Origin of the sequence: Filifactor alocis ATCC 35896 (genome assembly GCF_000163895.2) — a bacterium.
Classification (GTDB): Bacteria; Bacillota; Clostridia; order Peptostreptococcales; family Filifactoraceae; genus Filifactor; species Filifactor alocis.
The window spans coordinates 1,336,253-1,359,800 of sequence record NC_016630.1 but is presented as its reverse complement, the minus strand read 5'-3'; the positions used below and the strand labels follow the sequence as shown (position 1 = coordinate 1,359,800).

Sequence of the window (23,548 nt, the reverse complement as noted above, 5' to 3'; positions counted from 1 at the left end):
TTGAAGATATCGGTAAAATATGACAAATGCAGCTCAATTTCATTTTTTACAAATGATGTGATACACCTTGATGTTTTAGGGAAAATATGGTAAATTTGGATAGTGAAATGCAGTTTGGAAAGAATAATTTTGTTACATCAATTATGTTGTAAAATAATAATTTGAATCAGTTATGTGTCAGAATATTCTATGGTACACGATAAGAGGAAACATAGTTGTAAGACAAAAAATAATGATATTATTGCTTTCAAAATTACAAATGTCAGTACATAAACTTCTTATTTTCTATCTAAAAAGAGAGAAGGTAAGGGCTATGTCCGGTGATACATAAAGATTGCAAAAAGCACGATTGCAGAGCATGGGTGTTAAGAAACACCATGTGTATGAGAGAGGAGAAGAGGAATGAGTACAGAAAATAAGAAAATAGCCATTCAAGATACGTATGGAGAAAGATTTCAATATTGTTGGGGATGTGGACCGAAAAATCTTACAGGTTTGCATTTACATTCTTATCCGAGTGAAGACGGCGATACATGTGTTTGTCAATTTGTACCTGACAAACAATATACAGGTGGAGTTCCGAACAATCTTTACGGAGGAATGATTGCAATGGCATTTGATTGCCACGGAACTGCGTCTGCTGCGTGGTTTGCTCACAATAACAAAGGACTTACACTGACAGAAGATACTGTGATTGGACGTTTTATTACAGGAAGAATTGAAATTGATTTCAAAAAACCGGTACCGATGAATGAAGTGGTTACAGTGACATCCAAAGCGGAAGAAATCGGCGAAAGAAAAATTATTGTCAGTATGGAGATGGAAGTTGACGGCATCGTGCGTGCAAAGGCAAAGTTGATTGCTGTCGGTGTAAAAGATGATATGTAAGCCTTTGGAATAGTAACATATCTGAAAATGTATTACAATTTTAGATTTTTGATATTAGATTTTTGATAAAGGTAGGTTTGGAGTGCTTTTTGTATGGATGTACGGAAGGTACTCTTTTTTTGTAAAATTTTGATTTTTATTGTGATGACAAGGATAAAGAGGATAAAAGAAATACTATCTTATCATCTTATCAAAAAAAGAAAATTCATATCATAACTTTTATCAGTGATAGTATGAATTGAATTGGTAGCATGATATTGATAGAACAATGACATAGCATAGAAAAGAGAACAGAAATTCGAGAAAGATATTTTTATCGTATTCGATTTTCTGAAATGTATCATAGAGTCCCAATTTTAGAAGATATCTGAATTTAGGTTATTTTTAAGCAGTTTGAACTTTGTATCCTCGACTGTTCGTAACAGAATCTGTTATTCGAAGACAGCGCAATATTGGAGAATACAAAGCTCAACAGAAATTTCTAAAAGAGATGTTTCCATATTTTATCGTTCCGGATGAATCATTTGTCGAACAAATCTCACAACATGTATTATTTCAAAGATATTGCCTTACCATATCAATCCTCTATTGTGAAGTTGATGTTAGCTTTCGGATTGTGCATATTGGGAAATCCGTATTGTTTTAAGCAGTTCATAATGGTTTGAATTGATGTGGCTATCGTATGTTTAGAGATGGGCAAAAAGCACACGATATAGACAATTCCATCTTTCTTTGCGGGATAAACAGTTCCACATTTTTCTGTACTATTTATCAGTCGAAGGAAATAGATATCATAAGAAGTTTGAAGATAAAAATCAAACTCCCGGTTGGGAAGGATGTCATCGGGAATCGTGTGAACCGGAGCTACCACACAATGGTTGATTCGAAAACTGTTGTCATCAAAATGTATCTTACAGTTATGCTTGCGTTTTTTTCTTTCTATCCATTCAATCATAGTTTATTTACCTCACCTATCATAATTCGGTTTTTCTAATGGAATCGGATTGGGATTTAACAATACCCACAAGACAGCAAGCTCACAAAGTCGTTCGGTTAAGGAATCTTCATCAGCACCTTTGGCACGTATGCTTGATGTTAACATTTTTGTCTCTTCCAATTCTTTTTCTGAAAGGGGTACACCGGAAGCAAAGTGTTTTAACAGTGCATGGAGCATGTTACGGTAGTTTCTGTCCCAGTTGACACCGCCGTTTCTGTATAATTCATCTTGTACTCGTCCTGTTATGCGAATCACTTCCCCTTGCATGGTTTTTGCCGGTCCTTTGGAAGGAATCAGAAAATTCCAAAGAGCTTCATATTGCTGTTTCCAAGGAGCATCTTCCACGACAATAGGAGAAACTCCATCGTGAATTTGGCGTTTTGCAACGGGGGTTACACCGAATAATTGATATAGTTTGTTGAGCCCTGTTTCTGTTTCCAAAAGAAATTGTTTGTTGAAGTTTTCTCGATGAAATTCAAAATCTTCTCCGATCTGTTTCACTCTTTCTATCATATCAGAAGTTATTTTTGTGCCGGCATCCAATAGGATACTTGAAATTTCAGCTACTTGAGAAATATTACTATTGCGACAACACGCAAGAGAAGCAGCAAGCGGTGTTCGGTTCCAATCATTTTCCGCATGAACATCTGCACCGTGTTCCACCAAAAACTGAACCGTTTTTGTATGAAAAAATTCTGATGCCGTATGCAAAGGAGTGTTACCATATCGGTCCGGTTTTTGGATATCTCCGCCAAGTTCAAAAAGCAGTTCTACGATATCACTTCCTATGGTAGATTGTACATACAACGGTGTACGACCATAATAATTCAGGGTATTGACATCTAACCCTTGGTCTACCAGCCAACGAATAAGAGAAGCCGGAACACCGTAGTGATGCAAAGCGGTGTTCATACCGTAGCGACCGTCATAAGCATGAAGTTCACATTTCTCATAAACAGCCATGAGTTGTTTCATATCACCGTTTTCGATGAGTTCATTGAAATTGTTTACTAAAGTAATCCTTTTCTTTTTTGCCATAATGTCACAACTTCCTTTCATGATAAGTAGTTAACTTTGATATTTAGAAATAGTATATCATTTTTTTAGTATTTTTTCTATTCTCTCAATTTCTGAAATTTATGTTATATTTACTCACTATCCTATTTTCATTTTCCAAACAAACCTTCATAGAATAGAACAAAACAAATTCTGCCACAAAGGATACATGAAAAATTTCGGTAAGGAGTTTCTATTTGAAGCTTTGAAAAATAAAATTGCATCAATTGTTGTTTTGTAGTGGCGTGTAATGTCTCAATCTTTTTCTATTTGTTCTATCATCAAGATAATACATCTTTTTTGAAGATACTGATTTGAGTTAATAGAAGAAGATATTATTTAATGAGAGGAAATGCTAATATCTTGTTTTTTAATCGTTAGAATACAGATAGATATTAGAAATATGTCGAATAAATAATTTAAAATGGATAGAAGGAAGAGTTTGAAATATGACATAATTGTAAAAAAACAATAATAAAAAATATACTTTTAGCACTCTATTGCATAGAGTGCTAAAAAGATGTATACTATAAGTGTGCTATATAGTTAGTAAAAAGAAAGTAGGTGGATAATATGGATGCACAAAAATATACACAAAAAAGTTTACAGATGATTCAAGATGCTCAGAACATAGCAATCAAAAACGGAAACCCTGAGATTACAGATTTGCATTTACACAAGGCGTTGGTAACGGATTCGGACAGCCTTATTGCAAGAGTGTTACAAGAGATGAATGTTGATATTAATCAATACAGAATGACTGTTGACAGGGCGGTTGATAATCTTCCGCGACAACAGGGAGCATCTCAAGTTTATCCGAATGCAGTATTTCAAAGAATTCTTTTGAAGGCTGACGATGAGGCGAAAGCTCTCGGAGACAGTTATATTTCAGTAGAACATTTATATTTGTCTTTAATTTCGGAAAGAAAGATTCCTTCTGAACACATTATTCATCAATATGGAATTACCGGAAAGAAATTTTCAAGTGTTTTAAATGAAATCAGAGGGAGCAGAAGGGTTACATCCGATAATCCGGAAGAGACAGAAGATGTGCTTGAAAAATACGGGAAGGATTTGACCAAGGAAGCTCGTGAAGGAAAGAGCGACCCTATCATCGGAAGAGATGATGAAATTAGAAATGTCATCAGAATTTTAAGCCGAAGAAGTAAGAACAATCCTGTGTTAATCGGTGATCCCGGAGTCGGTAAAACAGCGATTGTAGAAGGTCTTGCACAAAGAATTGTGAATGGTGATGTGCCTGACGGATTGAAAGATGTCATGATTTTTTCACTTGATATGGGGCAATTGATTGCCGGTGCAAAATTTCGTGGGGAATTTGAAGAGAGATTAAAAGCAGTACTCAAAGAGGTTCAGAAATCAGATGGAAAAATTATCATGTTCATCGATGAACTTCACTTGATTGTCGGCGCGGGAAAGACTGACGGAGCAATGGATGCTTCGAATTTAATGAAGCCCGCACTATCTCGTGGTGAAATCAGAATGATTGGTGCTACCACTCTGAAGGAATATCGTGAATATGTTGAAAAAGACGGTGCACTTGAAAGACGGTTCCAAAAAGTTATGGTTTCAGAACCAAGTGTTGAAGATACTGTTTCCATCTTAAGAGGAATCAAGGAAAAATATGAATTGCATCATAAGTTGAGAATTTCCGATAATGCCATCATTGCGTGTGCCACATTGTCTGACAGATATATCACGGACAGATTCTTACCTGACAAGGCAATCGACTTAATGGATGAGGCTTCCGCAATGGTCAGAACAGAGCTTGATTCAATGCCTCAGGAACTGGATGATGACAGAAGAAGAATTCTACAGCTTGAAATTGAAAAAGCGGCTTTGAAGAAAGAGACTGACGAAGGAAGTAAAAAACGATTGGAAGGACTGGAAGAAGAACTGGCTAATTTAAATGAACGATATAACGAAGAGTTCATCAATTGGCAAAACAGCAAGAAGAGTTTGGAAAAGCAGACAGAAATAAAGAGTGCAATTGAGCTTGTGAAACATCAGATTGAGGATGCACAGAGAAATTATGATTATGAAAAAGCATCAGAACTAAGATATGGAAAACTTCAGGAGTTAGAACATGAACTGGCTGAAAATGAAAGAAAAATGTCAGAAGAGGAAGATGCTGCAAGAGAAGAAGTGACCGAAGAGCAAATTGCCGAAGTGGTTTCTAAGTGGACAGGAATCCCTGTTTCGAAGCTTGTAGAAACCGAAAGAGAAAAGATATTACATCTTTCGGACATTCTTTCAAAGAGAGTGATCGGTCAGAAAGATGCAATCACCGCAGTTTCAGAAGCAATTATTCGTGCACGTTCAGGATTGAAGGATGAAAACAGACCAATTGGAAGCTTTATTTTCTTAGGCCCTACAGGAGTGGGTAAAACGGAACTTGCAAAAACACTTACCGAATCAATGTTTGATGATGAGAGAAATATGGTAAGAATTGACATGTCTGAATATATGGAAAAATATTCGGTATCAAGATTGATTGGTTCCGCACCCGGATATATCGGATATGAAGAAGGTGGACAGTTAACAGAAGCAGTTAGAAGAAAACCGTATTCCGTGGTGTTGTTTGATGAGATTGAAAAGGCACATCCGGATATTTTCAATATTTTACTTCAAGTATTGGATGACGGAAGATTGACAGACAATCAGGGAAGAACAGTTGATTTTAAGAATACAATCATCATTATGACTTCAAACCTCGGTTCTCAAGCTATTCTTGATGGAATCGATGATGACGGTATGCTGAAAGAATCTGTAAGGGAATCAGTGGAAGATAAACTTCATCATACATTCAGACCCGAATTTTTGAATCGTATCGATGAAATTATCTTATTTACACCGCTTAATAAGGAAGAAGTATATCGTATTATCGATCTTCAAGTTGCAAAACTTCAAGAAAAGCTTGCTGATAGAAATATTGTATTGCAATTAGATGAAAAGGCGAAAGATACCATATTACAACAGTCATACTCACCTCAATTCGGAGCACGTCCCGTAAGACGTTTTATTCAGAAAAATCTTGAAACAGAGCTTGCAAGAAAATTGATTGAAGGAAGTATCAGTGACAATGATGAGGTTTTGATTACAGGAAACGGTGAAAATCTTTCCTATGTGAAATAAATATGACATCTCAACATATCAAAAGTATTGTGTCAATCAAAAAATATCAAACCAAAAACGTTGGTAAAATTTAATGTTGAGGATGAAAACGATGATTATTGTGCAATTATGGATATGAACACTCGTATAGTAGACTTAAAAGCATCAAAGATACCGAATTTTCGGCTACGGTCAGAGTCATATTCTATGGGGAGAATACAACAAAATTTGTTACTGTATCAATTTTATAGGTACAAATATGATGCAGTAACAGATTGCTTTGCTTTGTGAACTGTGATAAATTGAATATATAACCTATAACTAATGACATATCCATGAGGTCAAGTAGAAAAAGATACAGTACGATGTATTTTTCTAAAGATTTCATGGATTGCCGGTACATAAAAGGAGGAGACTGATGAAAAGTGAAACACTTAATCAAAATAATCCTTTTGTAATAAAGTGTAAAAGTTGTGGAGCACCTGCTGAATTTGACATATTGAGACAAAACCACTGTTGCCTTTTTTGCAGAACGGAGACAAGTATGAAAGAAGGTCTGGAGGAGAGAGATAAGTGGAAAAGCTCACATAAGATGAAGATTTCCGGAGATATGGAGGTTGCGGGTAAGATTTTTTACACCTGTAAGGGATGTGCGGCACAGGTAATGATAAAAGATGAGACGGTAGTTGGGAAATGCGAATTTTGCGGTGGAACCTTAGCAAGAAGAACCTATGTGGAATCTGATACTTTGCCTGAAGCTGTTTTGCCTTTTTATATCACTCGCGAAGAGGCAATGGAGCAGGTGAAGAAATGGTGCGATGAGAATCCGAAAAGACCTGAATCGAAGAGTATCAAAGGGCAACTGGGCAAACTGACAGGGTATTATCTTCCCTTTGAACTGGTGAAAGGGGACGCTTCCGTTGATACCGTGAGAGCAAACTGCTTTCGGGTTTATCATGGAAAGTGCTATCTTGACGGGATAGCGGTAAATACTTCACGACAAATGAACAATTTGCTTCTTGATGCCGCGGAACCGTTTGATTTGGATGATTTAGTCGAATTTAATATCAGTTATTTAAATAATTTTAAAATAAAGATGCAGGATTTAGATGAGAATCAACTGAAAAAGAGAGTTTCAGATGAGGTATCCTCGGATTTATCCGAATCGTTGAATAAAAATTTTTCAACCGATCAGATGCAAACAAATGTGAAATCCGGTGATCTTCTTGTCATGTCTGCCATCCTTCCTTTTTATATTCTAAAATCCGGGAAGGTAGAGCTTGTTGTAAATGGGCAAACCGGAAGAATCGCAGTCAAAAAAAAAGAAGTTAAAAAAAGCTACAGATATCTGATTGAACCTGCGATTATCACAGTAATTGTATTTGTACTTTCAAAAATTTTGGTGTCATATTTATCGGGAGGTTCCGATTCTGAGGTTGCACAGCTTCCAATCTGGATAACAGCGATGTTTGGAATTATTGCCTTTATTGCCTTTGGACAAAATAGAGGAGCTTCTTATGAAGATCCGATACTGAAAACTCCTCCTCAACAGGCAAAGAGAGAGGGTAGAACCTTGAATATCTCGAAGTCCGACAAAGAAAAAGATAAAGTACAAATGGTCTTTTATGAAGAATTAAAAAGTGGAGAAACTCCTGTGTCACTTCGGTTTTATAACAGTAAGAGAATTATCAGATGGTTGATTGGCTTCATGTTACTCAATTTTGCACCAATTTTGATTGGAGGATTGATAGCGGGATTTCGTGTAGAGCAAATGTCATTTGGAAGTATCGTTATTTGGATGGTTATCTCCATACCTGTCAGTTATGCACTATACCTACAGATGTGTAGAGTTTTGGTGTATGATAGACCGATTCTTTATCAATATCCGTATACCGGAAAAGAAATACCGAGAAAGGAATATCCTACAAGAAGAGATTTTAGAATTTGGGAAACAGTTTCAGAATTGCTCAAGGAGAAAGTGATTGTTATGTTACTCGTATTTCTGTTGCTCATGTTTTTGATGTCTACTCTTTTTATCAGCGGAAAAATATAGGATTTATTTTTGGAGTTCTGCATTCCGAATATAGGAATGTTGATATTTGATGAGAACAGAAGAGTACAATAGATAAAGTTGAAAAAATACATTTTTTCAGGGAAGATACATTTTGGAGCAAAGAAAACACGGGGCAAAACAGTTCTATGATGGCAAATAAAATCTGTTTTGAGTGTAACATGTTTTCATATAAAGGAGGGTGTAACTGTTGAAAAAATCTACAACAAAAATTTTATTAGCTGTATTATTGGTGGGTGTGGTAGCTTCTTTTGCTTTATTCTCAAGAAAGAGTGATGCAATTGATATCTATATCAACAATAAAAAAATCGCAAGTAATGTGTCTGCAGAAATGAAAGACGGTATCGTGTTTGTACCTATTAGTGTTGTGGCAGAAAATATCGGTGTTTCTGTTACATGGGATGAAAAAACAGAGACGTATTCTCTCAACGATGGAGATTTTATCATGATATTAAAAAAAGGAGATAACATGGTAAAAATTTATAACGAAGAGACTGAAATAGACAGTTTTGAAATATCGCCGGATCCGTATTTTAAAAACGGAACAATTATGATTCCTGAGAATGCGATATTTCCTCTCTTTGGAAAAGAATTTGCTTTGGATGAAGATAATAAAGCGATATATATAGTCGATAAATATAGTGAGATGTCTGCAGGAGCATATGGAGGAGATGTTTCTGAAGAAGATAAAAAACTTATTATGGATAATATGAGATATATTCCAAGAATAAATGATATGTTCAAAGATTATGAAAAAAATACTGTGATATTTTCACAAAATAGTGGATTTGAGATAAGACAAATAGCAAGACTTAACGAAAGAGTACCGGGAGATTATGTGTCTTTTTCAGTTGAAGATGACAGAAGTATGGACGGCTTTTTTTCAATTTTTTATATAGAGAAAAATACGAAAAAAGTATACTACTCAAATGGTGGAACACATATTTTTTCACTTCCGGATTTGAAGGTAATTACTACTGCAGATGCTTTTAACGGGGTACAAATGATAGATAACGGTACAGTTTTTGAAGACGAGGTCGATTGTACAGAGGTATTACGTTCTTTTATGATACAGAAGGGAAAAGTACAAAAGGACGAATATCTTTTCGTTAAGGTTTACACCACCGGTGATGATCCTATTATGTCGCTTTACAGAGGAAAACCTACTAAAAGCAATGAACATGTTGAGGATTTTATCATCCGTGGAAGAGATATCATCATGAAATCTACAGGAGAAAAATTGTATTGTGATGATGCATTTTCTAATAGACCCGAAAAGCAAATTACTGAAAAAAATGCAGGAGAAGAACTGATAAAAATTTTAAAGGAACTAAAAAAAGAACCGAAAGGAGACTATACCATAACAGATGTGAAATATGTAGCTTATGCCGAAGAAATCGATAAAAGAGAGGGTTATACGATGTCGATATTTTCTTCGGAACAAGAGCAGCCTACTCTTTACTTCATATCAGTAACGGGAAATATAGCGATGCAGTATGATGATAGAATCGGATATTACTATATTTATGGAGAGTATACACCTTTTGGATAAAAAATAAGGTTACATGTAAAAATCATAGCCACCTGTTGGAAGGGAGGTTATGATTTTTTTCTGCCTTATATGAAAGTTTATCAAAGATTATTTTTTTAAGCTTGTCAAGTTTTGTGAAGTGAGGGTTTTTCTTTCTGTTTTTTTGAGATACAACTTGTCATAATGATAACAATGCAAAGATAATCGTGTGACAGAAGAGAAATTGTCTGTTTTTTTACATTTTTTATGTTAAAAACCAGGTAAATGCGAGCAAATATCAATTGTTGTCCATTTTGATAAAAGAAAGAAAAAACAGAGTGTTTTTTGCACAAAAATACCTTAATCTCTATTGACAATTATGTATTTATTCTTTACAATGAACACATCGAGTTTATCTATGGGAAACTTTAAGTTTACAATTTTTCCTTCGAGGCTCGTTTCTTTTTGAAAAAAATAAAAGTTTTATTGATGATGAAACAGGATAGATAGAAAAGGATTGGCTGTATTCAGAAGAGGAATTTTCTTATTTTTACCTACATAAAATTCCTTCTTTTTTGTGTGAAAGTACGGATGAAATGCATCGGAATGGGGGACGGTATGGAAAAAAATATTGTAGAATTGATCGGGCTTAACAAAATATTTGAAGATGACGGCAAACAAGTGTTGTATGATATCAATTTATCCATTAAAGAGAAGGAGTTTGTAACCTTTTTGGGGCCTTCAGGCTGTGGGAAGACAACAACTCTTCGTATTATCGGAGGGTTTGATGAACAGACTTCCGGAGAATTATATATTGACGGAAAAAACATGAAAGATGTTCCTGCCTACAAGAGACAAATCAATACTGTGTTCCAAAAGTATGCATTGTTTCCTCATATGAATGTGTATGACAATATTGCATTTGGATTAAAAATCAAAAAGATATCTAAGGATGTTATTGACCAAAAAGTAAAAAAGATGTTGAAGTTGGTAAATTTGGAAGGATTTGAAAAAAGAAATATCAAATCTCTCTCCGGCGGTCAACAACAGCGTATTGCAATTGCCAGAGCATTGGTGAATGAACCGAAGGTATTGTTGTTGGACGAACCTTTGGGTGCATTGGATTTGAAATTGAGAAAAGATATGCAATATGAACTGATTACCATGCAACAAGAACTGGGGATTACTTTTATTTATGTAACGCATGATCAGGAAGAAGCACTTACGATGTCAAATCGTATAGTCGTTATGAAAGACGGTGTGATTCAACAGATAGGAAGTCCGGAAGACATTTATAATGAGCCGATTAACAGGTTTGTAGCAGATTTTATCGGAGAGAGTAATATTGTAGACGGAATTATGATAAAAGATTTCTTGGTTTCTATACAAGGCAAAGAGTTTGAATGTGTAGACGGAGGATTTGAAGAAAACTTGCCGGTGGATGTAGTCATTCGACCGGAAGATATTGAAATTACACAGGCATCCAAAGGATTGATCAATGGAGAAGTGACAGATGTTGTGTTTAAGGGTGTTCATTATGAGATTATTGTAGTGGAAGAAAAAACGGAAAGAGAGTGGATGATTCAGACCATTCATAATGCGGAAGTCGGAGCGAAGGTCGGATTGGCTTTTGTACCTGAGGCAATTCACATTATGAGAAAGGAAGTGCAATAATTGAAAAACAGAAAAAGTGTTTTAGCATGGCCGTATGTATTTTGGATTATATTATTTACCATTCTTCCTTTGTTGATTATCGTACTGTTTTCTTTTACCGAAAAGACGGAAATGGGTAGTATCTCAATGGTCTTTACCTTGGACAACTATCGTAAATTTTTTCAACCGTTATACTTGAATGTTTTGAAACGCTCCGTGATACTTGCAGTTGTCAGCACGGTTATGTGCTTGATTGTAGGTTATCCGATGGCATATATTATGTCGAGAGCGCCACGAAAGAAAAGAAATTTGATGGCGACCTTATTCGTGCTTCCTCTATGGACCAATTTTTTACTTCGTACCTATGCATGGATGGGATTACTTCGTGAACAAGGTTTAGTTAACGAATTTTTGAGAGCAATCGGACTGATTGAACGACCTCTTCAGTTGCTATATAACAACGGAGCAGTGGTGATGGGTATGGTTTATAACTTTTTACCGTTTATGGTATTGCCGATTTATTCCGTTTTGGTGAAGTTGGATGACAGTTTGCTTGAGGCAGCACATGATTTGGGTGCAAATGATGTGAAGGTGTTTCAAAAGGTAATTTTTCCGCTCAGTTTACCGGGAGTGGCAACGGGTATCTATATGGTATTTATGCCTGCGGTATCTACTTTCGTACTGTCGGATTTGTTGGGAGGTTCCCATACCATCTTACTTGGAAACTTAATTGAAAATCAGTTCAGAAATGCCCGAAATTGGCAGTTCGGTTCGGCAATTTCCGTCATTATGTTGTTGTTCATTATTGTTACAATGGGATATTTTGCGAAAGACGGAGACCATGAAAGGGGGAATGGATTGTGGTAAATAAAAAGGCAAAGAGTTGGTTTAAGACAATCTATGCTCTCTTGATGTATATATTCCTCTATCTTCCGATTGTGGTGATGATTGTGTTTTCGTTCAACAGTTCGAAGTACAAAGGAAGTTTTGAAGGTTTTACATTACGTTGGTATCAAGAACTGTTTCGTGACAAAGCTATTTTGAATTCTGTTACGACCACTTTTATCGTAGCAATTTCAGCGGCTGTTTTGGCAACATTGATCGGTACGGTTACAGCAGTTGCAATTTCTAATTTGAAACCGAGATATAGAGCAATTTTGTTGAATTTCAGTTATATTCCAATGGTAAATCCTGATATTGTAATAGGAATTTCCCTGTTGTCACTATTTGTGTTTTTGAAGATGGAACTGGGGTATATTACTTTGATTTTGGCACATATTACTTTTAACATCCCGTATGTTATCTTTGCGGTCTTGCCGAAGATTAAGCAGTTGGATAAAAACTTGGAAGAGGCTGCATTGGATTTGGGAGCAACACCGTCACAAGCATTTTTCAAAGTAATTTTGCCTGAGTTGGTGCCGGGAATTATGACAGGATTTATGTTATCATTGACCATGTCACTGGATGATTTTATTGTAAGTTTCTTTACAACAGGTTCAGGAGTATCGACCTTATCTATTAAAATCTATTCCATGACAAAACGAGGGGTCAGTCCGAAAATCAATGCGTTGTCATCTATTTTGTTTGTGTTAACGATGTTGATTGTTCTGATTCCGCAGTTGAAAAGTTGGCGAAGTGAGAAAAAGGCATCTATTACGATGTAAGATAAGAGTATAGTTTGTTTAAAAGATTATGTGAAGATGTATGGGCAGATTTCGAAGAAGATTATGTTTTGAACTAAATTTATAAAAATTAGAAAGGGGTAATATGATGAAAAAAATGAAGAAGTTTTTTGCTATGGCATTATCTTGTGTGATGCTGGTATCATTGACAGCTTGTGGTGGAGGACAAGTTACCGATGGAGAAGAAAGTGTAGTATTGAATGTGTATAATTGGGGAGATTACATCGATCCTGAAATTTTAGATGAATTTACAGCAGAGACAGGAATCAAAGTAAACTACGAAGAATATGCAACCAATGAAGAAATGTTGGCAAAAATTCAAGCGGGAACAGACGCATACGATGTTATTTTTCCATCTGAATATATGGTAGCTTATATGAGAGAACATAATTTGTTGCAAGAACTGAATTATGAAAATATTCCAAACCAATCTCATTTGGATGACAGATTCAAAAACCTAAGTTATGATCCGAACGGTAAATACTCCGTTCCTTATCTATGGGGAAGTTTGGGGATTCTGTATAATAAGACAAAGGTGACAGAGCCGGTAGACAGTTGGAATATCTTATGGAATGAAAAATACAAGGGCGATATTGTGATGTTGGATTCTTCCAGAGACACTATTGCAGTAGCATTGTTGAAATTAGGATACTCTATCAACACTCAAAATGAGGAAGAGTTACAAAAAGCAAAAGAAGAGCTGATCAAACAAAAACCGTTGGTTCGTTCCTATGAAGTAGATAACTACAAAAATTCAATGGCTTCGGGAGAATTGGCTATGGTTGTAACATGGGCAGGGGATGCAATGAATCTAATGGCAGAAAATGAAGATTTGGAATATGCACTTCCAAAAGAAGGAACAAACTTATGGTTCGATGCAATTGCTATCCCTGTAACATCAAAACACAAAACAGAAGCGGAACAATTTATTAACTTTATGCTAAAACCGGAAATTGCTGCAAAGAACTCAGCTTATATCAAATATTCCACAACGAATAAAGATGCGTTGGAACTGTTACCGGAAGAAGAAGTTACAAATCCGAATATGTATCCTACACAACCATTGAGCGAGTTAGGAGAAGTGTTTGTAGATTTGGGAGAATTTACAGAAAAATATGATACGATATGGACAGAAATCAAATCTTATTAATCGTTTAGAAGAAAGAATGGGATGTTGATAAAAGATAAATTTATATATTGGAGATGCAAAATTTTTATTCGTGAGAAATAATCATTAAAATTAAGAAACAAGGTTTGGCGATATTTGTTTGATTGATATTGCTAATCCTTGTTTTTTATATCTGTAGGAACAGTGTGATGAAATTTGTAGGGTATATATGATATAATTTTGAAAGAACAGGATGGAGAGGATGATGTAACATGGGACTATTTGATAGATTGAAAGAGCCGGTTTTTTTGAAAGAGAGTAGCACGACAGAGGAACGGTTAGAGAGACTTAAAAAATTGGAACCATATCTCAATTCAGATGGGAAAACTTTGATAAATCAAGATATCAAATGTTTGGAGTATGGGATGTTTGGAGAGAAACAGATAGCATTTGAATTAAAAAACAGTCATATACCGATGTACATATTACATGATGTATATTTGGAGGATGGAGAGTTAAGTGCTCAGATTGACTATCTTGTATTTACAAAAAAAATATGTTTTGTGATAGAGTGTAAGAATTTAATCGGAAAGATTGAAATAAATAATAACGGAGATTTTATACGAACATTAGAATTTGAAGGTAGACAGAGAAAAGAAGGTATTTATTCGCCTATTACCCAAAATCAGAGACATATAGAGTTAATGAAAAAAATAAAAATTGACAGCAAAAGCAATCGACTGATTAAGTTTTTAGCACAAAAAACTTTTGACAGTATGTATCAATCTGTAGTAGTGCTTGCGAATCCTAAAACTGTTTTGAATGCAAAGTTTGCAAAAAAAGAAGTAAAAGAACAAGTCATTCGAGTAGATCAATTAGTGAATTATATCAGAAAGGTATATGAACAGTCGTCACAATCGGCTTTTTCTGATGAACAGCTATTAAACTGGGCAACTTCCTATCTGGATTTTCATAAGGATGTGCGAAAGGATTATACTGGGAAGTATAAAAAATACAGAATGAACACAATGACAGAACCATCCCTTAGAACAGATACTATCAGGAATGAAGAGAATAGGATTCTTGAGAGAGATACGGTGTTTCCTTTAGAAGAAACTAAGTTGTTCAAAGAGTTGAAAAACTATCGTTTAAGGAAGAGCAGAGAAGAAAATATCAAGCCGTATTTTATTTATAATAATTCTCAACTAAAGAAATTAATTGTTAAAATGCCAAAAACGATTCAAGAATTACAGTTAGTGGACGGCTTTGGAGAATGGAAAGCAAAAAAATATGGTTGTGATATCTTAGAAATATTGAATAAGTACTTATAACTGGTAATACTAATTTTTATAAGATTTGCACAGAGCCTTTAGTGTTAATGATTAAAAAAGCGAAGAAAAAGAGAATAAATGAATAATTTGATAAAATAAAAAAGTGATAGAGGTAAGTATCTATCATTTTTTATTGAGTACAATTATTGAAAAAACAGTCTGATTTATACAAATTGTAAAGACTGCTCGATATAGTTTCTTTTGTCGAAAAAAACTTGGTGAGTATTTTTATGAATGTAATGAAAATTTTATCAAGGAAATAGAGTTAGTCACTTTGTTGATTGTATAGCAATTTATTCATACGATGATAAAGCTCATACACAGAAGTCAATGCTACAAGATGAACCATGTTGTAAGAGTTAAAGATATTATTTTTTGAAATAAGAGATGAAGGTGTTAGTAAGTAAGATTACAGGAGTTTTTCTGATAACAGTACCAGCTACAACACATATTTTTATAGAACATCACAATAGTTTGGTTATTTCGTATAACTTCATTGACAAGACAGCTGTCTTGATAATATTGGTTTTTTATGTTATGATAAATCGGCAATAAGAAATAATACAGTGTATATTGTCACTTAAGAAAGAAGAGAGGTAAAAAGAAACCATGAATCCAGAGGAATTAATGGAGTTAAAACGTGAGAAAGATGCAGTGATTTTCGCTCACTATTATGTCGACAAAGAAGTGCAAGCGATTGCAGATTATGTCGGGGACAGTTTTTTCTTGGCAAAAAAAGCAACAACAGTGAAGGAAAAGAATATTATTATGGCAGGGGTCTATTTTATGGGAGAGACCATGAAGATTCTGAATCCGGATAAACATGTCTATCTGCCTGATATGAAAGCGGATTGTCCGATGGCACATATGATTACAGTAGAAGAAATTCAAGAGATGCGTCAAAAATATGATGATCTTGCGGTGGTTTGTTATGTCAATTCTACAGCGGAAATCAAGGCTCATTCAGATTACTGTTGTACTTCTGCTAATGTAAAAAAAGTTCTTGGTGCAGTCAAGGAAAAGAATATTTTCTTTGTGCCTGATGGTAATTTGGGTGCCAATATCAAGCATCTTTTTCCTGAAAAAAATATTATTTGTCATTCAGGACATTGTCCCGTTCATCATGCAGTGACTTCGGAGGATGTGAGACGACTTCGAGAAGAATATCCGAATGCACCTGTTTTTGCTCATCCGGAGTGTCAGCCCGAAGTGATAGAAAGTGTTGATGTACAAGGCAGCACAAGCGGTATTATAGAGGCGGTTGGAAAAACAGACGCCAAAGAATGTATCATTCTCACAGAGGAAGGAATTTTGTGGGAGTTGGAGAATCGTTTCCCTGAAAAGAAATTTTATGTTCATGAAATTGTTTGTGACGGAATGAAACAAGTGTATTTGAAAGATATCGTATCTATCCTGAAAGGACAGAAAGAAGAGATTTTTGTACCGGAAGATGTGAGTGTACGAGCAAAGCGAGCATTGGATAATATGTTGAATGCATGTGAAAATTAGGAGTGATGATATGAAAAAACCGTTACTGAATTTTTTGATGATAGATGATTTATTGCGTGCAGCAATTCGAGAAGATGTAAATGGTGAGGATGTGTCCACTCAGGCGGTTTCTGAGAGAGGAACAACATGTCAGGTAGATTTGATTTGTAAGGAAGACGGTGTTTTGGCGGGGATTCCTGTGTTTATGCGTGTGTTTGAACTGTTGGATTCGAAAGTCAGTTTTGATTTTTCTGTAGAAGATGGTGCTTCTGTAAAAAAAGGACAAATATTAGGCAGTGTCATCGGTTCGGTTGAAACTCTTTTGACAGGTGAGCGTGTGGCGTTGAATTATTTGCAAAGAATGAGCGGAATTGCTACCTATACGAGAAAAATGGTGGATGCCTTGGGAGATGATAGGACGAAGATTGTAGATACAAGAAAGACAACACCGTTGATGCGTCCCTTTGAAAAATATGCGGTGCGCATTGGTGGAGGTGAAAACCATCGTTATAATTTATCGGACGGAGTGTTGCTGAAAGACAACCATATCGGCATGGCAGGTTCTGTGACAGCAGCAGTGACGCAAGCTCGTAGGTATGCACCTTTTGTTCGAAAGATAGAGGTAGAGGTCGAAACGATGGAGATGGTTCAAGAGGCGGTAGATGCAAGGGCAGATATTATTATGCTGGACAATATGACAATAGAGGAGATAAGAGAGGCGATTGCTTATATCAACGGACGAGCAATGGTTGAGCTTTCCGGTAATATCAGCATGAACAATATTCATGAATATCGCGGTTTGGGTGCAGATGTGATTTCAAGCGGAGCATTGACACATTCCGCACCGGTGTTAGATTTTTCGTTAAAAGGATTGAGAAAGATTTAGGAAGTCGTTTTGTAGGATGCTATGATTCATTCAGGATAAGTATCTTTTCAGGAGAGGATACAGAGTTTTTGGAGAATATCTAAATCTGTGTCAGTTTGTTGTTAAGGTATATTATGAATTATTATTGTTTTGATATCATCACACGATGAAAAAATAATATGATAAAACGATTAGATACAAAAGAAAATTTGTTGAAATGAGAATACTTTCTCGTTTGCAGATAAAGGAGATTAACTATGAAATCAGTTGCTATCATCGGTTACGGTGCATTGGGGAAAATTTTGACTTCAGTTGTTATTAGCCGTTTAGCAGAAGACTATACTTTGGTGGGGATTTATGACATTCTGTTGAAACAACCGAACATTGAGGTGAACAACAAGAGTGTCAGAGTATTTGAAAGCTTTGAAGAACTTTTGAATACCAAGGTGGATATTGTTGTTGAAATTGCCGGTGTGGGAGCAGTTAGGGAACTTGTGATACCGCTGTTACAATCAGGAAAACATGTGGTAATCACTTCAGTAGGTGCGTTGGCGGATTCAGAATTGCTTGCCGAAATAACAGACACAGCCAAAAGGACAGGTTGCAAGGTACATGTGACTTCCGGTGCAGTCGGTGGATTTGATATTTTATCGACAGTTTCTTTGATGGGAAATGCCGTTACAGCCATTGAAAGTACAAAGGCGCCGAAGAGTCTGAATGGAGCACCTTATTTGGAAGGAAAAGAGTTGCCTTCAGATAGGCGGGTCATTGCCTTTGAAGGAAGTGCGGGAGATGCAATTGCAGGATTTCCAAAGAATACCAATGTTGCTGTAGCAACAGGTATCGCCGGTGGGGGTGTGGATACTGTAAGCGTACGTGTGGTGAGTGATCCGACAGCTCAAGGGAACACCCATCGCATCACGATAGAAAATGACAGCGCAAGGGCAGTCGTAGAGGTTACATCAAAACCTGATTTCAAAAATCCGAAATCCAGTGTTACTGCAGCTTGGAGTGTGGCAGGATTGTTGAAAAACTTGGTGAATCCGATTCAGTTATTTTAATAAAGAGAAGATAGTATAACAAGAGTCATTCCTTTTTGTAAAATTGATAGGTTGATATCGTTAACGATTTCATTTGTTGTTTGTTATCATTTCAAGCTATGATTCAAGATTTTATGAAACATTCTATTCCGTTTGTGTCAAACAATTTGATACAAAAGAGAAATATTTTTAAGGATAGTTTCCGGTATGGAAATGAAGTTTTAGCATGAGCAATCACTTTTAAGGGTTGAGAAATAATGCGAAGGAATATTCTAAAAGGCAGTAGAAAATGAAAGATACAAATCATTGCAGAAGAAGCAGGGAAGGAAGCTGCTTCTTTTTTTATGACTCCATTCAGTTGAGCACACGAAATGTGCGAAACAACTCATTGATGAATGGAAATAGAGGAAAAAAACAAGGAAATTTAAGACAAAACATAATACTTTGATTTTATACGGATACTTCTTATAAAAATTGTAAAAAATCAAATAAAATGTTTGCGAAACGCTTTGAGATAGCATAAGATAAGGATAATGAAAAAATAAGAAAATTTTTGGTACTCATCAAAAGTAGGGTACTTTAAGAGATATAGAGAGGAGAATATTGTGGAGAATATTCGAATGGTACTTGATGTAGTTGTGATTGTTCTTTTTTTGTTCTATGCAATCATTCAATTTGTCGGCAAGAACAAAGTGAAACAGAGCCAATCTGACATGGAAGACTTGTTAAAGGAAGGATTGTATCAGTTAGAGCGAAATCAGAATATCGTGGCAAGCAACATAGAAAGTAAAATGTATCAATCCATGACAGAGGCATCTCAGTTGCAACAAAATTATCTTTCTCAAATTTCGCATAGCAATCAAGAAACGGTCTATCAAATGATGGATCGTGTGGATACGAAGTTGGAGTTGGTGAGAACCACTTTAGATCAGAAGTTACATGATGTTGAAGTAAAGAATGAAGCAAATTTAGAGAAGATTCGAATGACAGTTGATGAAAAATTACATGAAACCTTAGAACAGAGACTCGGCAAATCTTTTCAGTTAGTGAGTGAACGATTGGAACAGGTGCATCGCGGATTGGGAGAAGTCAATTTATTGGCAGAGGGAGTCGGAGATTTAAAAAAAGTGCTTACGAATGTAAAGTTGCGCGGAGTGATGGGAGAGATGCAACTGGAACAAATTTTGGAACAGATTTTGTCTCCGACACAGTATCGAAAAAATATAAAATTAAATCCCAATACACAAGATATCGTAGAATTTGCAATCTGTATGCCGGGCAAAACAGCGTCAGAAGAAATTTATTTACCGATAGATGCAAAATTTCCTTTGGAAACATATTTTCGTTTGATGGATGCCTATGAAAATTCACAGAAGGAATTGATAGAAAAACAAGGAAAAGAGTTGGAGAGAGTATTTCGAAAAAATGCAAAAGATATTTGCACAAAGTACATTTATACTCCGGTTACAACAGATTTTGCTCTGATGTTTGTACCGTTTGAAGGTTTGTATGCAGAGCTTACCAAACGCCCTAATCTTTTGGAAGATTTACAGAAGGAATACAAAGTTGTAGTTGCAGGTCCATCCAATACCGCTGCGCTCTTAAACAGCTTGCAAATGGGATTTCGTACACTCGCGATTGAGAGAAGATCATCGGAAATTTGGGAGCTTCTTTCTGTTATTAAAACGGAATTTTATAAATTCGGAGCCGTTTTAGAGAAAGCGCAACATAAGTTAAACGATGCAGGAAGTGAGTTGGATCAACTGGTTGGAGTAAGAAGTCGCAAATTGTTGAGAGAGTTGGACAAGATTACAGAGTTACAGATACAAAAGGGTGATGAAGATGAAAAATAATGACTTTAACAAAGAGAATATCGTTTCATTAGATGAAAAAAGAAAGCAGAAACAAGAAGAGGAAACGATAGAGCAAGAGATGGACAACAGCAGCGAAGTGATGGATAGGATGATTGACCTGCTGTTTGCCAATATGGACACTACGATAAAAGATGAACTCAAAGGGATGATAGGCTCTTACGGAATGAGATTAGGTGATGAAGAAAAGAATCAAATTGAAAAAGTGCTGGATTCTGATGAACTGCAGAAAATGATAGGTGAAATGGAGATTGGAGAGGATGGCATACCTTCTTTGAAGGGAGGCGGTATGGTAAATTCCGATGAGATGAAAAAACAGTATGATAATTATCGTGAGTTGTTTCAATGGAAGAACATCTATAAACCTTATACTCTTGATAAATTTATGTCCTATGAAGAACTGTCGGAATTGGCAAAGAAGATGAAAATTTCTTGTGAGAAACCACGAAGCAAGTCTGACTTATTACAAGAGATGGTTCCGGTTTTTCCAAACTTTCTGCAAGAAGAGTTGATATATTATGATGCATCCAGAATGAATTGGCTATCAAAGTTGATGTATGGTAACGGGACGTATCATTTGTCACAGCCCTTAACAGAATTAGAAGAAAATCAAGTCGATTATTTTGAAAGACAAGGATTTTTTTTCAGAATCAATGACAACGGAATCAAGACACTGGTTATGCCGAAGGAAGTGCAAGATGCAATGTATTCCGTTGATTTTACAAAGATTGAAAAGTTATCGGAATACAATACAAAACTGGTTCGTTATGTGATGGGCATCGCAAATGTATATGGAGTATATCCTGTAAAAATGGCAACGGATTCTTTGTTTGGATATTTCAAGGATGAGGCTTATTTTAATACAAAAGAAAAGTTTTGTATGCATTTTGAACAATTGATGAAACGCTCTTTCGGAAATATGTTTTTGATAAAGAGCTATTACAGCGGAATCAATGTCTCTTCCCAATACATTTATCACGGAACAGTCGGATTTGCAGAGCAATTCTATCATATTCAGCAAGAACAACAGGTTGCATATAAAGAATTGGATTTTACGGAACTTGAAAAAAAGGGAGAATTGCAATATTATGAAGAAAGCATCCATTTGAATCGTGCCTTTGAGGCACTTTGCAGTTGCAACCGAATAGAGGAAACAGAAACAGATTCGGTGAAATATATGATGTATGTGTTTTCAAAGTTGGAATTTCAACCGAATACGGTGTTGATGTACTTGGAATCTATGTATCAGATGCCAGAAGGATCAGAATATGATAAGTTGATATCTTCCCTTTCCAAAATCAGTGAAATCACCGAAAAATGGATGCTCAAAGGAAATGCAATGAAAGAGGATACGGACAAAAAATCCGATCCGTCTAAAGTCATCAATGTAGATTTTTGGAAAAACCATTGATTTGTAAATTTAGAACAGGAGATAGAAGAAGTGGAAAATATAAACGGGGGGATTGGGTATCTCTTCGGAATGAATTTGATTTCGTTTGTATTATGCGGAGTTGATAAATGGAAGGCGAAAATGCACAAGCGGCGCATTTCGGAGAACAGTCTGTTGCTTTCCTGTATTTTGGGCGGAAGTGTCGGTTTTATTGTGGGAATGAAAATATTTTCTCACAAGACAAAGCATTTGAAATTTATGGTAGGAGTTCCCCTTGTTTTGTTGATACAGGTAATCATCGGATATTTTGTTTACATGAAACGGTTTGCATAATGCTTTGAGAAAGAAGAAGTTTTAGATATCCGTAGAGTATGGTTGATGTAAACATAGAACTATATTTTTTATCCAATGTGGATAATCAGAAAGAAAGAGGGTTAAGACATGATACGAATTGGAATTGATGCGATGGGTGGAGACAATGCCCCGAAAGAAATTGTAAAAGGAGCAATTCTTGCTACTAAATTAAACAAAGAACTTTCTCTTACCTTGGTCGGAGATGAGGAAAAGATAAATTGTGTATTAGATGAACAAAAGGCGGACAGGAGTCATATTGAAGTGGTACATGCTACCGAAGTAATTGAGGGTGATGACCAACCTGTGAAGGCAATTCGACGAAAGAAAGATTCTTCTTTGGTGGTTATGATGAACCTTTTGAAAGAAGGGAAAGTGGATGCTGTTGTTTCGGCAGGGAATACAGGTGCATTGCTTGCGGGAGGAATTTTTATCGCGGGTCGAATCGAAGGGGTATCTCGTCCTGCGATTACGGGAATCTATCCGTCTTTGAATCCTACTGTGATTTTGGATATTGGCGCAAATGCTGATGTTTCACCGGAACATTTGGTGGAGTTTGCGAAGATGGGGAGTATTTTTGCCAAAATTGCATTCAAAAAAGATGATATCAAAGTCGGCTTGATTAATATCGGAACAGAGGAAACAAAGGGAAACGAATTAGTGAAAAAAGCGTATCCTTTACTCAAAGAAACACAGGAAATTTCCTTTTACGGGAATGTTGAAGCAAGAGATATCCCGAAAGGAATTGTGGATGTGGCGGTATGTGACGGATTTACCGGAAATACCATTTTGAAACTGACGGAAGGGTTGGCTGAGACGATATTTGCAATGATGAAAGAAGTTGTTTATTCCAGCACAAAAGCAAAAATGGGTGCATTGTTGATGAAAGACAGTTTGAAAGGAATGAAAGACAGCTTGAATTACGAAGAAGTAGGAGGAGCGGTGTTACTCGGAGTAGATGGCGTAGTTGTGAAAGCGCACGGTTCTTCCAATGCAAAAGCATTTTCCAATGCTATCTTAAGAGCGGCTGAGTATCATCATTCAGGCTTGATTGCTCACATTAAAGAGGTTATATCGTAAGAAATGAAGACAGAGTATAAGATATCTCAATTCCG

Annotated in this window: 18 protein-coding genes; 16 read left to right on the top strand and 2 right to left on the bottom strand. The window is 35.9% G+C overall.

The annotated features are described in order from the left end of the window. Positions 1-402: 402 nt before the first annotated feature. Complete coding sequence (locus HMPREF0389_RS05960; RefSeq protein WP_014262727.1) at positions 403-888, top strand: PaaI family thioesterase; 486 nt, start codon at positions 403-405, stop codon at positions 886-888. 577 nt (positions 889-1,465) lie between these two features. On the opposite strand, the gene HMPREF0389_RS05955 is transcribed toward HMPREF0389_RS05960, so the two are convergent. Together HMPREF0389_RS05955 and HMPREF0389_RS05950 are read right to left on the bottom strand one after the other, a co-directional pair. Beyond that, on the bottom strand, positions 1,466-1,843 hold the full coding sequence (locus tag HMPREF0389_RS05955; protein ID WP_014262726.1) for a hypothetical protein: 378 nt from the start codon (positions 1,841-1,843) through the stop codon (positions 1,466-1,468). A gap of 12 nt (positions 1,844-1,855) precedes the next feature. Further along, on the bottom strand, positions 1,856-2,923 hold the full coding sequence (locus HMPREF0389_RS05950) for an ankyrin repeat domain-containing protein (RefSeq protein WP_014262725.1): 1,068 nt from the start codon (positions 2,921-2,923) through the stop codon (positions 1,856-1,858). Between the two features lie 591 nt (positions 2,924-3,514). Between HMPREF0389_RS05950 and clpB the strand changes: the two genes are divergently transcribed. The 15 genes from clpB to plsX all read left to right on the top strand — a co-directional run bounded on the left by clpB (position 3,515) and on the right by plsX (position 23,513). Beyond that, positions 3,515-6,094, top strand: a complete 2,580-nt coding sequence (clpB, locus tag HMPREF0389_RS05945; RefSeq protein ID WP_014262724.1) for an ATP-dependent chaperone ClpB — start codon at positions 3,515-3,517, stop codon at positions 6,092-6,094. Positions 6,095-6,491: 397 nt separating this feature from the next. Further along, positions 6,492-8,126: a hypothetical protein gene (locus HMPREF0389_RS05940; RefSeq protein ID WP_014262723.1), complete on the top strand. Its 1,635-nt coding sequence runs from the start codon at positions 6,492-6,494 to the stop codon at positions 8,124-8,126. Positions 8,127-8,334: 208 nt separating this feature from the next. Beyond that, positions 8,335-9,696: a copper amine oxidase N-terminal domain-containing protein gene (locus HMPREF0389_RS05935; protein ID WP_041250828.1), complete on the top strand. Its 1,362-nt coding sequence runs from the start codon at positions 8,335-8,337 to the stop codon at positions 9,694-9,696. Between the two features lie 576 nt (positions 9,697-10,272). Continuing rightward, positions 10,273-11,328 carry a spermidine/putrescine ABC transporter ATP-binding protein gene (potA, locus tag HMPREF0389_RS05930; RefSeq protein ID WP_014262721.1) on the top strand — a complete coding sequence of 352 codons (1,056 nt, stop codon included), beginning with the start codon at positions 10,273-10,275 and terminating at the stop codon, positions 11,326-11,328. Continuing rightward, positions 11,329-12,174, top strand: coding sequence for an ABC transporter permease (locus HMPREF0389_RS05925; protein WP_014262720.1), 846 nt, complete (start codon positions 11,329-11,331; stop codon positions 12,172-12,174). Beyond that, a complete protein-coding gene (locus HMPREF0389_RS05920; protein WP_014262719.1) occupies positions 12,168-12,971 on the top strand; it encodes an ABC transporter permease in 804 nt (267 codons plus the stop codon). Before HMPREF0389_RS05925 ends, HMPREF0389_RS05920 begins: the two co-directional genes overlap by 7 nt. Before the next feature lie 115 nt (positions 12,972-13,086). Next, complete coding sequence (locus tag HMPREF0389_RS05915; RefSeq protein ID WP_041251037.1) at positions 13,087-14,139, top strand: polyamine ABC transporter substrate-binding protein; 1,053 nt, start codon at positions 13,087-13,089, stop codon at positions 14,137-14,139. 230 nt (positions 14,140-14,369) lie between these two features. After that, entirely contained in the window at positions 14,370-15,428 is a 1,059-nt protein-coding gene (locus tag HMPREF0389_RS05910) for an HRDC domain-containing protein (protein ID WP_014262717.1), read from the top strand. A gap of 609 nt (positions 15,429-16,037) precedes the next feature. After that, the gene (gene nadA, locus HMPREF0389_RS05905; protein WP_014262716.1) at positions 16,038-16,937 is read left to right on the top strand and encodes a quinolinate synthase NadA; all 900 of its coding nucleotides are present in this window, start codon (positions 16,038-16,040) and stop codon (positions 16,935-16,937) included. A 10-nt stretch (positions 16,938-16,947) separates the two neighbouring features. Next, complete coding sequence (gene nadC / locus HMPREF0389_RS05900) at positions 16,948-17,802, top strand: carboxylating nicotinate-nucleotide diphosphorylase (protein WP_014262715.1); 855 nt, start codon at positions 16,948-16,950, stop codon at positions 17,800-17,802. 236 nt (positions 17,803-18,038) lie between these two features. Beyond that, positions 18,039-18,842 carry an aspartate dehydrogenase domain-containing protein gene (locus tag HMPREF0389_RS05895; protein WP_014262714.1) on the top strand — a complete coding sequence of 268 codons (804 nt, stop codon included), beginning with the start codon at positions 18,039-18,041 and terminating at the stop codon, positions 18,840-18,842. A gap of 584 nt (positions 18,843-19,426) precedes the next feature. Then, entirely contained in the window at positions 19,427-20,674 is a 1,248-nt protein-coding gene (locus HMPREF0389_RS05890; protein WP_014262713.1) for a DNA recombination protein RmuC, read from the top strand. Then, complete coding sequence (locus HMPREF0389_RS05885; RefSeq protein ID WP_014262712.1) at positions 20,664-22,103, top strand: hypothetical protein; 1,440 nt, start codon at positions 20,664-20,666, stop codon at positions 22,101-22,103. The genes HMPREF0389_RS05890 and HMPREF0389_RS05885 overlap by 11 nt, the downstream gene beginning before the upstream one ends. Before the next feature lie 30 nt (positions 22,104-22,133). After that, positions 22,134-22,415, top strand: a complete 282-nt coding sequence (locus HMPREF0389_RS05880; RefSeq protein ID WP_014262711.1) for a DUF1294 domain-containing protein — start codon at positions 22,134-22,136, stop codon at positions 22,413-22,415. A gap of 108 nt (positions 22,416-22,523) precedes the next feature. Continuing rightward, the gene (plsX, locus tag HMPREF0389_RS05875; protein WP_014262710.1) at positions 22,524-23,513 is read left to right on the top strand and encodes a phosphate acyltransferase PlsX; all 990 of its coding nucleotides are present in this window, start codon (positions 22,524-22,526) and stop codon (positions 23,511-23,513) included. Positions 23,514-23,548 lie beyond the last annotated feature (35 nt).